Here is a 12,978-nt window from a genome sequence, read left to right as displayed (position 1 = left end):
AATCCGAACACCTCGGATCATGTCGCAAGCTCAGCCGAACATGCCCCCGTCCACCGTGAATTCTTGGCCGGTGCAGTAGCTGCTGGCGTCGGAGGCGAGGAACAAGACCACCCGGCCCACCTCTGCTGGCTCGGCGACGCGCCCCAGAGGCACACCGCGCAGAATGCGCCGGGTGCGGTCGCTGTCCTCGGTGAACACGTTGGTCTGCGCCAGCATCTCGGTGTCGATGTAGCCGGGGTGCACAGAGTTCACCCGCACGCCGCGACGCCCAAGTTCCTTTGCGGCCGACTTCGTCATGCCGCGAACCGCCCACTTGCTGGCGCTGTAGGCGAACGACCCGGCGGTGCCCATCAGTCCCGCGACCGAGCTGATGTTGATGATCGAGCCCGACTCGGCCTCTGCCATTGCCGCGCCGGCCTTCTGCATGCCCAGGAACACACCGCGGGCATTGATCGCCAGCATGCGGTCGAAGTCGGCAGTGGAGGTCTTCATCAAACCCGCGCCCTGAAAGATGCCGGCGTTGTTCACCAGCACGTCGATGCGGCCGTGGCGACCGACCACGTCGGCCACCACCGAGTCCCACGCCGCGTCATCGGCAACGTCGTGGTGCAAGTAGTCGCATCCCAGCTCGCCCGCGGTGCGCTCGCCTTCGTCGTCGAGCACGTCGGTGAGCACGACAGTCGCCCCCTCGTCGGCAAAGAGCTGGCCTTCGATTGCGCCCTGCCCTCGTGCACCGCCGGTGATGATCGCAACCCGTCCGTCCAGAACACCCATCTGCTGTCCCCCTATGTCAAATACGGTCGGCCTCGCGCCACACCTGCGCGCGAGTGACGGCGAGACCCTAGACCTCGACGGACACGGGTGCCGCTGCTGTCGGCGAACCAGTCGGGATCGCTCAGTGACGGCTGGCGGCCTGCAGCTCCCTGAGGATGCCGGTGAGCTGCTCGCCGTCGTCGGGTGTGTTGACGGGAATCGAGAACTCGATGCGGTCGATCAGGGACCCGTATCGCTCCGCCAGCAGCCCGCCGATCTGGTCGTACGTGCCGACTGTGGCGATGGTGTGCAGCATGTCGTCGGACACGATCGCCGAGATCTCGTCCCAGCGTTGAGCCTTGGAGAGGACCGCCGCTCGCTCTGCCTCGTCCGTCCAGTCGTGCACATCGAAGGCCGCCCGGTAGGCGGGTGTCGAGAGGTAGAAGCCGACGCGCTCGCGCACCGTGCGGGCCACGGCGGCCAGGGTTGCCTCGTCCGGCGCCGTGGCGACGAGGGGTTTCATGCACCATTCGACTTCATCGGCATCGCGCCCGGCCCGCTCGGCGCCGCGAGCGACCGCGGGCGCCATCACCTCGGTGATGTAGCGAGGCGAGCACACCGGGTGCAGCCGCACACCGTCGGCAACCTCGCCGGCGACACCGCACATGTTCGGGTTGATCGCAGCGATGTGCACCGGGACACCGGGGTGGTCGATCGGGCCGGGGTCGAACAGCGGCACCATGAGGTTCAGGCTGTAATGCTCGCTCTCATACTCCAGCGGCGTGCGGTCCTGCCAGCAGCGCCACACTGCGCGTACAGCGCCGACGTAGTCGCGCATCCACGGCCCCGGCGCTGACCACTCCATGCCGTAGCGGCGGCGGATGTGGCCGCGTACCTGGGAGCCCAGCCCCAGGATCGACCGTCCTGCCGATGCCTTCTGCAGCGTCCATGCTGACAGCGCGGTGACGGTTGGCGACCGCGGAAACGCCATCGCCACCGAGGTGCCGAGTCCGAGCGTGGTGGTCGCCACCGCAGCCATGGCGAGCAGCTGGTACGGGTCGTCCTTGGTCTCTTCCACCACTAGGGCGTCGTAACCCAGCGCTTCGACCTGCGCAGCGGCCTCGCCGATGCTCGCCACATCCAGCGGCACATCGGGCGCGCGCAGTCCGGGGTCGAGCTTGCCCAGCGGCAGGAGCGTCTCGGTCTTCATGATGCAGCTTTCATGATCCAGCCTCCACGGCTCAGCCCTCCACGAGCAGGCGCGGCGCCCGGCCTGCCAGGAACGTGTCGAGTTGGGCGATGAACAGGTCGTCGTTGCGGGCTGCCATCCCGCTGCCGGCACCGCCGATGTGGGTGGTCATCACCACCTTGGGGTGCTGCCACAGCGGGCTGTCACCCGGCAGCGGCTCGATGTCGAACACGTCGAGCACTGCGGTCGCCGCACGGTCACCGTCCAGCCAGGCGAGGAGTGCGTCGGCGTCGATAACGGGGCCGCGGGCCACGTTCACCAGCACCACGTCGTCACGCAGAGCCGACAGGAACTCGGCGTCGACGAGCCCGCGGGTCTCGTCGGTGAGCGGGCACGTCAGCACCACCACATCGGCGAGCGGCAGTTCATCCGCGATGGCCTCCATCGTCACCATGGCGTCCGTGGCCTTGAGATCGGCATCGTCGGCCATGCTGCGGCGAGCGCCCACGACGGCTGCGCCGAATGCACGGGCCAGCGTGGCCACCTTGCGGCCGATGGAGCCGAAGCCGACGATGAGCCACCGGCTGCCGCGCACCTCCCGCCAGGGAACCTGCAGCCAATCGCCAGCCCGGCGCCGGTCGATCCGTCCCGCCCAGTCATGAAACGTGCTCAGCACCAGCGACATCGTGTGCTCGGCGGTGGCATCGTTGGGCGCGTCGCTGCGGCTCAGCTGAACGCCCGCAGCAAGAAGCTGCTGGAACGGCGGTGCATCAGTTCCCGCCAAGCAAGCCTGCGTCCAACGGAGTGTCCCCGGGGCCAGTGCCGCATCGACGAAGGGCGCCAGGTTGCCGCCGAAGAGCAGCCCGATCGAGACCCAAGCGGCGACCGGCGCGTAGTCGGCGTCGCCGGTCGGCACGCCGCCCGCATCGGCGATGACCGAGCCGTCGGTGAGCGTCACGCCCTCGCGGCTCCACAGCAGCGGCGTGATGTCGTGATCGAGCGCCGACAGCCGATCAGCCAGTCGCCCGTAGTCGTCAGCCGGCAGCAGCACCTGCACCTGGGAAGAATTCACGCTGGCACGCTAGAGGCTGAGCCCTTGGCCCGAGTTAGCCGCACAATCGCCTGGCGACAGCCATAGGGTGCGCTGCGATGCGGACCGGCGACGCCCCGAGCGCGACGGCGGGCGCGCCTGACGAGGTCGCTGCGACCGAAGACGACCCGATGCAGCGCTTCGGCCTGAACTTCGTGCTGGTCGCGACGATGGTGCTCGGCCCGTTCCCGATCATGGCGCCAGCCGTGGTGGCGGTCGACCTGATCGGCGATCTCGGCATCACCACCGGTGCGTTCAGCGTCGCCCTCACCGCCAACACCGTCGTCGCAGCACTCTTCGCGCCGCTGTCGGGCCGCATCACCGATCAGATCGGGCCGAAGGTGTCCACGGTGCTCACGATCGGCACTGCCGGGGTGGGCCTGTTCGGCATGGCCTTCGCACCCAACGTGTGGCTGCTCATGACGGCGGCGGCGTTCTCAGGCCTCGGTCAAGGCTGGTGCAATCCGGCCACCAACAAGCTCATCGCCGAGCGTGTGCCGGCGGGTCGTCGCGGCACCATCACCGGCCTGAAGCAGTCCGGTGTCATGTTCGGCACGTTCTTGTCGGGCGCCACGCTGCCGACGCTCGCCGCTCTGTACGGCTGGCGCTGGGCGACCGGCATCTACGGCGTGGTGACGCTGTTGTGCGCGCTGGGCATCGCGCTGTGGTTGCGGCCCGACGCCAAGACCGGCGGCGAGCCGGTCTTCGCCTACGAGGCGCCGCCGGGTGCGGTGTTCGCCGTCGCGCCCGCGCAGCCCAGGGTGGTGCGCATGGGGCTCGCGGAGCGCCGATTCATCATCACGATCACGTGGTTCTCGCTGCTGATGGGCAGCGTCGTGGGCGGCGTCGGCCGCTTCCAGATCCTCTTTGCGGAGGAATCGCTGGGCTGGACCAACTTCTGGGCCGGATGGGCCAGCGCCCTAGCCGGCGTGACTGCAATCGGATCGCGCATCTGGTGGGCCCGGCTCACCGAGCGGCGGGTGCACCCCGCGAGCGCGTTGGCCATCCAATCCGCGTTCACGGTGGTGGCGATGGCGCTGCTGCTCGGCGCGGCAACTGTCCACAGCAGCCTCATATGGGTGATGTCGCTGCTCGCCGGGTTCACGATGATGTCGTGGAATGCCGTTGCGATGCTGGCCATCATCACCGGCATTCCCGTCGCGCTGGCAGGCCGGGCGTCGGGCATTGTGATGCTCGGCTTCATGTCCGGACTCAGCATCGGAGGTCTCGTCACGGGCTACGTCGCGGAGTGGACGGGCAGCTTCAACTTGGTCTGGTCGGGTTTCGCAGTGCTTGCTGCCGGCGCGACCCTGCTGGCGCTGATCATGCGCCGCCAAAGAAGCGTTACTCCCGAAGCCCCGAGGCCCGGGCCTCGATAGGGGCTCATCGGCGCGACCTAGGCTGGCGCGATGGGGGACGACTTCGGCATCGAATACCAGAGCGGTTTCGGCAACGAGCACGCCACCGAAGCGGAGCCTGGTGTGCTGCCGATCGGCCAGAACAGCCCGCAGCGGGTCACCCACGACCTGTACACCGAGCAGCTGACCGGCAGTGCCTTCACGGCGCCCAGGGCCGATGCGCTGCGCACCTGGATGTACCGGATCCGCCCCTCGGTGCGCCACGTCACTGCGCTGCGTGACATCGACCCCGGCAGCATCCGTACTTCGCCCTGCCGCGAGGGCTCACCGCCGGTCGCCCAGCTGCGCTGGAGCCCGATCGGGGTGCCCGACGAGCCGTTGAGCTGGCTCGAGGGCCTCTGCACTTTCGCAGCCAACGGCGACGCCCACCTCGGCACGGGTGCCGCAACGCACCTGTACGTCGCCAATCGCTCCATGGACGGCGAGGTGTTCGCCAACGCCGACGGCGAGATGCTGATCCTGCCCCAGCAGGGCGCGCTGCGACTGGTGACCGAGCTCGGCACCCTCGCCGTCGGGCCTGCGGAACTGGCCACAGTGCCCCGTGGCGTCAAGTTCCGCGTCGAGCTGATGGAGGAGACGGCCCGGGGCTACGTGTGCGAGAACTATGGCGCCCCGTTCCGGCTGCCCGATCCAGGGCTGATCGGCGTGGACGCACTCGCCATGCCCCGCGACTTCCTTTTCCCGATGGCTGGCTACGAGGCTGACGATCGACCCACCCGGCTGGTCTTCAAGCACGGCGGCCGCCTGCTCGAAACCCATCTGCCGCACTCGCCGCTCGACGTGGTGGCCTGGCACGGCAACTTTGCCCCCTACAAATACGACCTGCGCAACTACTGCCCGCTCGGCCCGCTGCTGTTCGACCACCCGGCGCCGTCCATCTGGACATTGCTCACCTCCCCCTCAGACACCGCGGGCACCGCCAACGTCGACTTCGTGCTGTTCCGTGAGCGCTGGGCAGTGCAGGAGCACACGTTCCGGCCGCCCTGGTACCACTCCAACGTGATGAGCGAGCTGATGGGGCTCATCGAGGGCACTTACGACGCCAAGCCCGAGGGCGGGTTCCTGCCCGGTGGCGTCAGCATCCACAACGCCTTTCTGCCCCACGGTCCTGACATCGAGGCCTACGACGCCGGCACCACGGCCGAGCTCGAACCCCGGCGGATGGCCGACATGCTGGCCTTCATGTTCGAGTCGCGCTACGCGTGGGTTCCCACGGCGTGGGCAGCCGGCCTCGACGAGCTGCAGGACGACTACGCCGCGGCATGGACACCGCTGGACGACCGCAGCACCCTGCGCCGAAACGGCGACGGCTGAGCACTTGCCCCGCTGGATCGTCGACGGATGACTGCGATACGGGCGACTGCGGGCCTGGGTGGCCGGGTGGCGATCGTCACCGGCGCTGGGGCACGTGGCGACGGGATCGGCAACGGCCGCGCTGCGGCGATCCTGCTGGCCGAGGCCGGTGCGCATGTGCTGGCGGTGGACCGCAAGCCCGAGCTCGCCGAGGCCACTGTCGAGATGATCAGCGCCGAGGGAGGCAGCGCCATCGCTGTCGGCGCCGATGTGACCGTCGAAGCCGATTGCGAGGCAATGGTGAAGGCCGCGCTCGACCAGTGGGGCCGGCTGGACATCCTGGTCAACAACGTCGGCATCGGCAGCGACGGCACGGTGGTGACCAGCGATGTCGAGAGGTGGCAGCGGGTGATGGATGTGAACCTCACCTCAATGGTGCTGGCATCTCGTCACGCCATCCCGGCCATGATCGAGCACTCAGGCGGGGGAGCAGTCGTCAACATCTCGTCGATCTCGGCGCTGCGTCCCCGCGGCATGACGGCGTACTCGACCTCCAAGGGAGCGATCATGGCGCTCACCACCGCCATGGCCGTTGACCACGGCGCCGATGGCGTGAGGGTGAACTGCGTGGCCCCCGGACCCGTGCGCACGCCGCTCGTCGGCGGCGACGAGATGCCCCCCGAACTCGCTGAGGCCCGTCGACGGGCCAGCGTGCTCAAGATCGAGGGCACCGGCTGGGATGTGGGTGCTGCAGTGCGCTTCCTATGTACTGACGAGGCCCGCTACATCACCGGCCACACGCTGGTCGTCGACGGCGGTGTGACGTTGCGAGGACCGACTCGGGCCTCGCCGCGGGGCTGAACCGGACGCCGCCGTCACTATTCGCGCTGGCTGAGCTGGCTAGCCGCCGCCGAGCCGCCGCGCCGATCGGCTACACCCGCTGCTGGCGGAAGCCGCTGGCGTAATGCGTTTCGGGCAGGCGCCTGCGGCCGAACAGCTTCTCGCGCAGCGTTCCCGGCTGGTACTCCCGCTGCATCAGGCCTCGTTCGCGCAGCACCGGCACCACACCTTCGATGAAGTCGACGAACGTGCCGGGGGTGGTGGCATACACCAGGTTGAAGCCGTCCACACCCTGGTTCAGCCGGTGCTGCATGCCGTCGGCGATCTGCTCGGGCGACCCCACCAGGAATTGCCCGGCCATGTTCAGCTTGATGAGGTCGCCGAAGGTTCGGGTGCCCGGCCGGGCCGAATCCAGCAGCGACTTCACCGGGCCGCGCACGCCCTCGGTGTCGAGCGTCTCGAGCGGCTGGTCGGGGTCGATGTGGCTCAGATCGACGTTGAGGTTTCCGCTCAGGTGTGCCAGACCTGCCTCCAGCGAAAGCGTCTCGAGATAGTCGGCGTGCTTGGCTTTCGCCTCGGCCTCCGTGCCGCCCACGATGGGGGACAGGCCGGCAATGATCTTCACCTCATCGGGGTGGCGACCGACAGCACTCACCCGGCGCCGGATGTCCTCGGCAATGCGTGTCAAGCCCCGCGAGGCCGCCACGACAAACACGCATTCGGCGTGTTTGGCCGCGAAATCGCGCCCACGATCCGACGAGCCCGCCTGGTAGATCACCGGCGTGCGCTGCGGCGACGGTTCGGCCAGATGAGGCCCGGCCACCGAGTAGTACGGGCCCTCGTGGTCGATCGGCCGCACCCGGTCAGGGTCGGTATAGACGCCGCGCTCGATATCGGCCACCACGGCATCGTCAGACCAGCTGCCCTCCCAGAGCTTGTAGCAGACGTCCAGGTAGTCCTCGGCTCGCTCGTAGCGCGTGTCGTGCTTGGGCAGTCGCGGGTAGCCGAGGCTCTGCGCGCCGTTCTGCAGGTACGAGGTGACGACATTCCAGGCCACCCGCCCGCCCGTGAGGTGGTCGAGCGTGGAGATCTGGCGGGAGAAGGTGAAGGGGTGCGCCTGCAGCACGTTGCTGGTGAAGGCGAACCCGAGGTGCTCGGTGACCGTGGCCATAGCCGGGATCAGCAGCATCGGGTCGTTCACGGGCACCTGCATCGCCTCGCGCAGCGACGTGTCGGCGCTGCCCCGGTAGGTGTCGTACAGCCCGATGACGTCTGCCAGGAAGATGGCATCGAAGCATCCGGCCTCGCAGATCCGGGCCAGCTCCAGCCAAGGCTCGAGCGAGGTGTATTCCCGTTGGCGGGTGTCGTCGCGCACCCACAGCCCCTGCTGTATGTGGCCCACGCAGTTCATCGTGAACGCGTTCAGGATGATGCGCCGGCCTTGCCCGTCTGCGCCCGCTTCCGCCGCCACGTGGGCCAGTCTCGCACCACTGGCTGCGAGCCGTCCCGCCCTAGCGGGAGTTGGGGCTGGGGGCTGCGAGGTAGCTGTCGACGATCTCGGCTGGGTCGCCGACGGCGCGGATGCGGCCCTCGTCCAGCCAGACCACCCGGTCGCAGAAGCGCCGGATCTCGTTCATGTTGTGGGTGACCAGCACCACCGAGCCCGACGCTGAGCGCACGTCGTCGATGCGCTCAGCAGCCAGCCGCCGGAACTCCTCGTCGCCGACGGTCAGCGCCTCGTCGATCAGCAGGATCTCGGGTATGCGGGCCGTGGCGATGGCAAAGCGCAGCCGGGCGCGCATGCCCGAGGAGTACGTGCGCATGGGCCGGTCGATGTCGGCACGCAGCCCGGCGAAGTCGATGATCTCGTCCATCCGGCGCTCCACCTCGGCACGGGTGAAGCCCAGCGCCAGCCCGCCGATCAGGATGTTGCGGCGCCCCGAGAGCGCCGGTCGCAGCACCGAGGACACCCCGAGCAACGACGGCCGCGACCGCCCCCGGATGCTGCCCGAGCGCAGCGGCAGCAGCCCGGTCATAGCGGCGAGCAGCGTCGACTTGCCCGCACCGTTCGGCCCGATCAGCCCCAGCGTCTCGCGCTCGAACAGGTCCAGCGTCACGCCCTGCACTGCGGGGATCATGCGGTACTGGCGACGCATCCGGCCCCGGGCGAAGCCCTGCTTGAGGCCCATGGCAGGCTCCTCGAACACCCGGTAGCTGACGTGGGCGTCGCGCACCTCGACCGTGATGGCGAAGTCGCTCACGCGCCGAGCCTCTGCTCGGACCGGTGGAACACCCAGAAACCGATTGCGGGCATCACGATGCACCACATCACCAGACCGGCCACCACCCAGGGGTCCACGGGCTCGCCCAGCAGGCACCAGCGCGCGCACGTGATGACGTCGTAGAGCGGGTTGAGCGCGAACGCACGCCGCCACGCCGTGCTCTGCACGAACGCGTCGACGCTGAAGATCACGCCCGAGCCGTAGAACAGCAGCCGGAACAGGTGCGGCAGGATCTGGCGCAGGTCGGGCAGCGTGGTGCCGATGCGGGCCACGAGCAGCGCAGTGCCGAAATTGAAGGCGAACTGCGCTATCAGCACCGCCGGCAGCACCAGCCAGCGAAGCGTCGGCAGCTCCCCGGTCGCCAGCACCGCCAGGATTGCCAGCGCCAGTGCGGGCACGAACGCAGCGGTCTGGCCGTTGACCGACGCTGCGGGCAGCAGGATGCGCGGGAACTGGATCGAGCGGATCAATCCCATGTTCTGGGTGATCGAGGTGGAGGCCTCCAAGGTGACCCGCTGGGTGAGATGGAACAGCACCACGCCGACGATGAGGAATCCCAGGAAGTTGTCGACCCCGCGCCGGGTGTCGATGATGACGCCGAACACCAGGAAATAGACCCCGACCAGCAGGGCCGGATTCACCAGGTGCCAGAGCTGGCCGAGCGTGGTGTCCATGTTCTGGGCCCGCAGGTCCTGCGCTGGCACCACGATGGCGAACTCGCGCCGACGCCACGCCTCGCGCAAGTAGGTCCGCGCCGTCGGCCTCGATGTCAGGTCGATGAGCGGCCGGACCGCCGCATCCCCCGAACTGGAGCTGCCGGAGCCGTCGGCGGCTTCAGTACTCACGATGGTCATCCTACGAAGGCCCCGCAGGGTGAGCCGAAGGGCCTCGTTGCAGGGTGGCGACCCTCAGCAGGGGCATACTCACGCGGCCGAGTGATGTCCGGCAACGGATGTCTGACCGCAACGGACCGCCCGTGTTCACACCGCCTGCACACCGTCCCACGCCGCCGCCCGCCGCCGTGCGGGGCAATGACTGGCGCTCGCTGGGGGTGGCCCCGCTCGACGTGTTCGAGCCGCTGCTGCCGGTGACCGTGGTTGTTCCCTACTACGAGGCGCCGGATGCGCTGGCGCTGACGCTGGCGGGGCTAGAGCGCCAGACCTATCCCCGGGATCTCTTCGAAGTCATCCTGGTGGACGATGGCTCCGACCCGCAGCTCGACCTCGCTGAGCTCGACTGGCCCGCGTCCGGCCAGCAGACGGCCAGCGAATCCAAGTCCGCGGCAGCGAGTCCGAGCCGGTTGAGCGTGCGAGTGGTCCATCAGGAAGACCTCGGGTTCGGCTTGGCTCGGGCACGCAACAACGGCGCCCGCGCTGCCCAAGGCGATGTGCTGATCTTCCTCGACTGCGACATGGTCCCCGAGGCCGACTGGCTGGCCGCGCACGCCCGCTGGCACCACGCAGCCAGCGACCTGCTCACGCTGGGGTTCCGCCACCACGTTGATGTGGACGGCATCGGGGCAGCCGACGTGCGCGACCGGCCCGGCACGCTCGCCGATCTCTTCGAAGGACGGCCGATCCAGCGCCCCGAGTGGATCGAGCGCCGCATGGAGGCCACCGACGACCTCGCCTCCGACGCCGATGACGTCTTCCGAACAGTGACCGGCGGCAACTTTGCTGTGTCGAAGGCATTCTTCGAGACCGCAGGCTGCTTTGACGAGACGTTCACCCAATGGGGCTCGGAGGACATCGAGTTCGGCTGGCGCGCCTACGCGCAGGGGGCAGTGCTCGTGCCCGAGCGCTCGGCGCTGTGCTGGCACCAAGGCGAAGGCGCAGTGCTCAGCGAGGACGAGACCGTCAGCCTCGCCCAGCAGCGCGACAAGCTCTCGCACCTCATTCCCGACCGGCGGCTGCGCGCCTCGCCCCCCGGCCGCTCCTACACCGTGCCGCAGTTCGTGGTGACCGTGCAGCCTGGGCACGTCGACGAACCCGAGGTGCTCGACACCGTCGAACAAGTGCTGGCCAGCAGCCTCCACGACCTCGTGGTGTGGGTGGACGAGCGACCGGGCGAGCCATTCGAACGGCTCGGCCGCCTGCTCGACCCCGACCCGCGGGTGAGCGTGGGCGAAGCTGGCGGCGCGGCGCTCGCGCATCCCGCAGCGGCATTCCACGTGCGTGTTCCCGCCGGCGCCGGCATCCGGCCGCGCATGCTCGACCGTCTGCAGAACCAGCTCGGCACCGCCGCCGCCGGAGCGTCGGACCTGGCCTCAGGACACCGGGTGGGCATCACCCGCGGCTGGGCCGTCCACCGCGCCCGCCGCTGCGGTCGGACCGTCGGCGAGTTCGGCAGCGTCGTCGAGCTCGACGTCGACAGCCTGCAGGTCACCCAGGAGGCCAAGCCGCAGGGATGGCTCGCCGGCAAGCTGCACGGGCCCGCCAAGCGCTTCCTGCGGATGTGGGCCCGGATGCGCCGGCACGGCTCGACGCTGTTCGTCGCGGTGCGACGCATCCGGCGGCCTTCCGACGTCGCCCGCCTCAGCGGCACGGTCGCACGGGCTGTGTGGTGGCGTCTCAAGAACCTGCGTTGGAAGTTCCGCAGCATGATGTGGGCGCTGCGGCGGGCCCGCAAGCACTGGCCGCGTCTCGTCAAGAGGATCAAGAAGCGCCTGCGCATCTGGCTGGGCCTGCAGCCGCGCAGCCAGCGCTACGTGCAGCGCCTCGCCCGCTACCCGCTCGGCGCCGAGATCGTGGCCGCCGGCCGCGAGGCATCGGCGGTCTTCGCTGCCTCCACCAGGGTGGCAACCCACGTCGGCGACGACGGCGATCATCACGTCGATGTGGTGGTGGCCGATTCGGCCAAGTCCGGCGAAGCGGCGCTTCGAGGCACTCGGGGCGAGCGGCGGCCGGCGGTCGTCGTACTGGCGGACATGGCCCCGTTGGCCAGGGTGCAGGCATTCAATCCCGAGGCGGTCAACCCGATCGGCTGGTCGGCCGGGTCCGAGCCGGAACCGGTGTCGGTGCGATCGCTGCTGTCACTGGCGCGTGGCTCGATCTTCAGTCTCTACCTCGGCGGCGAGCTGCTCACCGACCTGCGCGCCCCGCACTATCTCACCGACAGCGCCGCCGACCACCGAGACGCGGTGCAGCGGGCAGGAGCGCTGGCGGCGTTGGCCGGCGCCGGCGTTGTCGTGCACATCGACGCACCCGATCCCGAGCTCGCAGCCACTCTCGGGCCGGCATTGCACGACTTGATGGCGTCGGGCGATGTCGCCGGTGCCGATGCGCACCGCCGCGAGCAGCTCAGCATCGAGATGCGGCGCTGCGCGCTGCGCGACCACTCGCTGCGCAGCCGAGCCCGCCAGATCCTCTCGGCCACGGGCGTCAGCGCCCAGCCGCCCGAGGTGTCCATCTTGGCCCCGACCCGGCGGCCGGACCGTGTGGCCGATGTCATCACGACCGCCGCCCGCCAGACCTACCCCCGCCTCGAGCTAGTGCTCGCCTTGCACGGCGACGGCTTCGACAGCGATGCGGAGATCGAAGCGCTGGCAGGCAACCTCGGCCAGCCTCTCCAGATCGTCCGAGTCGACAGCACGGAGAACCTGGGAGGGGTGCTGCGAGCTGCCGCAGAGGCAGCCGGCGGATCGCTGCTCACCAAGATGGACGACGACGACTACTACGGCGCCGAGCACCTCTGGGACCTAGCGCTCGCCCACGAATACTCCCGGGCAGAGCTGATCGGCAAGTCCGCCGAGTACGTGTACCTGGAACGGCTCAACACCACCGTGCGCGATCAGAACCGCCAGAAGTTCTCAGAGCGCTACATCCCCTTCGTGGGCGTCTCGGGCGGCGTGCTGATGATCTCCCGCCACGACCTCGAAGCCGCCGGTGGATGGCGGCGGGTGCCCCGGCGGGTCGACATCGCCCTGGCCCACGACGTCACGCTGGCAGGCGGGCGCATCTACTGGACCCACGGCGCCGGTTACCTGCGGGTGCGCCACGGCGACGAGCACACCTGGAACGTGGAGGACAGCCACTTCCTCGGCCGGGCCAGCGAGGTACGGGACGGTTGTGATCTGTCCTTCGCTGGAGTCGAAGAGGCCTGACCGCTCCCGTC

The 12,978-nt window shown here is 69.1% G+C and carries 10 protein-coding genes; 4 read left to right on the top strand and 6 right to left on the bottom strand.

From position 1 onward, the window contains the following. Positions 1-30: 30 nt before the first annotated feature. The 3 genes from ACOGXD_RS02380 to ACOGXD_RS02370 form a co-directional block, all read right to left on the bottom strand. On the bottom strand, positions 31-774 hold the full coding sequence (locus ACOGXD_RS02380) for an SDR family NAD(P)-dependent oxidoreductase (protein WP_419916333.1): 744 nt from the start codon (positions 772-774) through the stop codon (positions 31-33). Between the two features lie 121 nt (positions 775-895). After that, positions 896-1,963 (bottom strand): TIGR03617 family F420-dependent LLM class oxidoreductase, encoded by a 1,068-nt coding sequence (locus tag ACOGXD_RS02375; RefSeq protein ID WP_419916332.1) that lies wholly within the window; start codon positions 1,961-1,963, stop codon positions 896-898. Positions 1,964-1,994: 31 nt separating this feature from the next. Continuing rightward, positions 1,995-3,014, bottom strand: coding sequence for an NAD(P)-dependent oxidoreductase (locus ACOGXD_RS02370; protein WP_419916331.1), 1,020 nt, complete (start codon positions 3,012-3,014; stop codon positions 1,995-1,997). Positions 3,015-3,091: 77 nt separating this feature from the next. Here ACOGXD_RS02370 and ACOGXD_RS02365 point away from each other — a divergent pair, with 77 nt between their 5' ends. The 3 genes from ACOGXD_RS02365 to ACOGXD_RS02355 are packed head-to-tail and all read left to right on the top strand — an operon-like array spanning position 3,092 to position 6,604. Continuing rightward, the gene (locus ACOGXD_RS02365) at positions 3,092-4,411 is read left to right on the top strand and encodes an MFS transporter (protein ID WP_419916330.1); all 1,320 of its coding nucleotides are present in this window, start codon (positions 3,092-3,094) and stop codon (positions 4,409-4,411) included. Between the two features lie 30 nt (positions 4,412-4,441). Continuing rightward, positions 4,442-5,764 carry a homogentisate 1,2-dioxygenase gene (hmgA, locus tag ACOGXD_RS02360; RefSeq protein ID WP_419916329.1) on the top strand — a complete coding sequence of 441 codons (1,323 nt, stop codon included), beginning with the start codon at positions 4,442-4,444 and terminating at the stop codon, positions 5,762-5,764. Between the two features lie 27 nt (positions 5,765-5,791). Further along, the gene (locus ACOGXD_RS02355; RefSeq protein WP_419916328.1) at positions 5,792-6,604 is read left to right on the top strand and encodes an SDR family NAD(P)-dependent oxidoreductase; all 813 of its coding nucleotides are present in this window, start codon (positions 5,792-5,794) and stop codon (positions 6,602-6,604) included. Positions 6,605-6,674: 70 nt separating this feature from the next. Here the strand turns inward: ACOGXD_RS02355 and ACOGXD_RS02350 are convergent, their stop codons facing one another. From ACOGXD_RS02350 to ACOGXD_RS02340, 3 genes are read right to left on the bottom strand one after another with little or no spacing between them, the layout of a single operon-like run. Next, positions 6,675-8,054, bottom strand: a complete 1,380-nt coding sequence (locus ACOGXD_RS02350; RefSeq protein ID WP_419916327.1) for an LLM class flavin-dependent oxidoreductase — start codon at positions 8,052-8,054, stop codon at positions 6,675-6,677. A 40-nt stretch (positions 8,055-8,094) separates the two neighbouring features. Beyond that, positions 8,095-8,844 (bottom strand): ABC transporter ATP-binding protein, encoded by a 750-nt coding sequence (locus ACOGXD_RS02345; RefSeq protein ID WP_419916326.1) that lies wholly within the window; start codon positions 8,842-8,844, stop codon positions 8,095-8,097. Further along, positions 8,841-9,710, bottom strand: coding sequence for an ABC transporter permease (locus tag ACOGXD_RS02340; protein ID WP_419916325.1), 870 nt, complete (start codon positions 9,708-9,710; stop codon positions 8,841-8,843). The genes ACOGXD_RS02345 and ACOGXD_RS02340 overlap by 4 nt, the downstream gene beginning before the upstream one ends. A gap of 107 nt (positions 9,711-9,817) precedes the next feature. Between ACOGXD_RS02340 and ACOGXD_RS02335 the strand changes: the two genes are divergently transcribed. Next, positions 9,818-12,967, top strand: coding sequence for a glycosyltransferase (locus ACOGXD_RS02335; RefSeq protein ID WP_419916324.1), 3,150 nt, complete (start codon positions 9,818-9,820; stop codon positions 12,965-12,967). Positions 12,968-12,978: the final 11 nt, after the last annotated feature.

It is taken from the genome of Candidatus Poriferisodalis sp. (assembly GCF_965204125.1).
In the GTDB taxonomy this organism is placed as follows: domain Bacteria; phylum Actinomycetota; class Acidimicrobiia; order Acidimicrobiales; family Poriferisodalaceae; genus Poriferisodalis.
This window is presented reverse-complemented; position numbering and strand designations above follow the sequence as displayed.

Bases quoted from the DNA above. Each gene is read 5' to 3' on its own strand.
- ACOGXD_RS02380 (WP_419916333.1), bottom strand. From the start codon at position 774: ATGGGTGTTCTGGACGGACGGGTTGCGATCATCACCGGCGGTGCACGA.
- ACOGXD_RS02375 (WP_419916332.1), bottom strand. From the start codon at position 1,963: ATGAAGACCGAGACGCTCCTGCCGCTGGGCAAGCTCGACCCCGGACTG.
- ACOGXD_RS02365 (WP_419916330.1), top strand. From the start codon at position 3,092: ATGCGGACCGGCGACGCCCCGAGCGCGACGGCGGGCGCGCCTGACGAG.
- hmgA (WP_419916329.1), top strand. From the start codon at position 4,442: ATGGGGGACGACTTCGGCATCGAATACCAGAGCGGTTTCGGCAACGAG.
- ACOGXD_RS02355 (WP_419916328.1), top strand. From the start codon at position 5,792: ATGACTGCGATACGGGCGACTGCGGGCCTGGGTGGCCGGGTGGCGATC.
- ACOGXD_RS02335 (WP_419916324.1), top strand. From the start codon at position 9,818: ATGTCTGACCGCAACGGACCGCCCGTGTTCACACCGCCTGCACACCGT.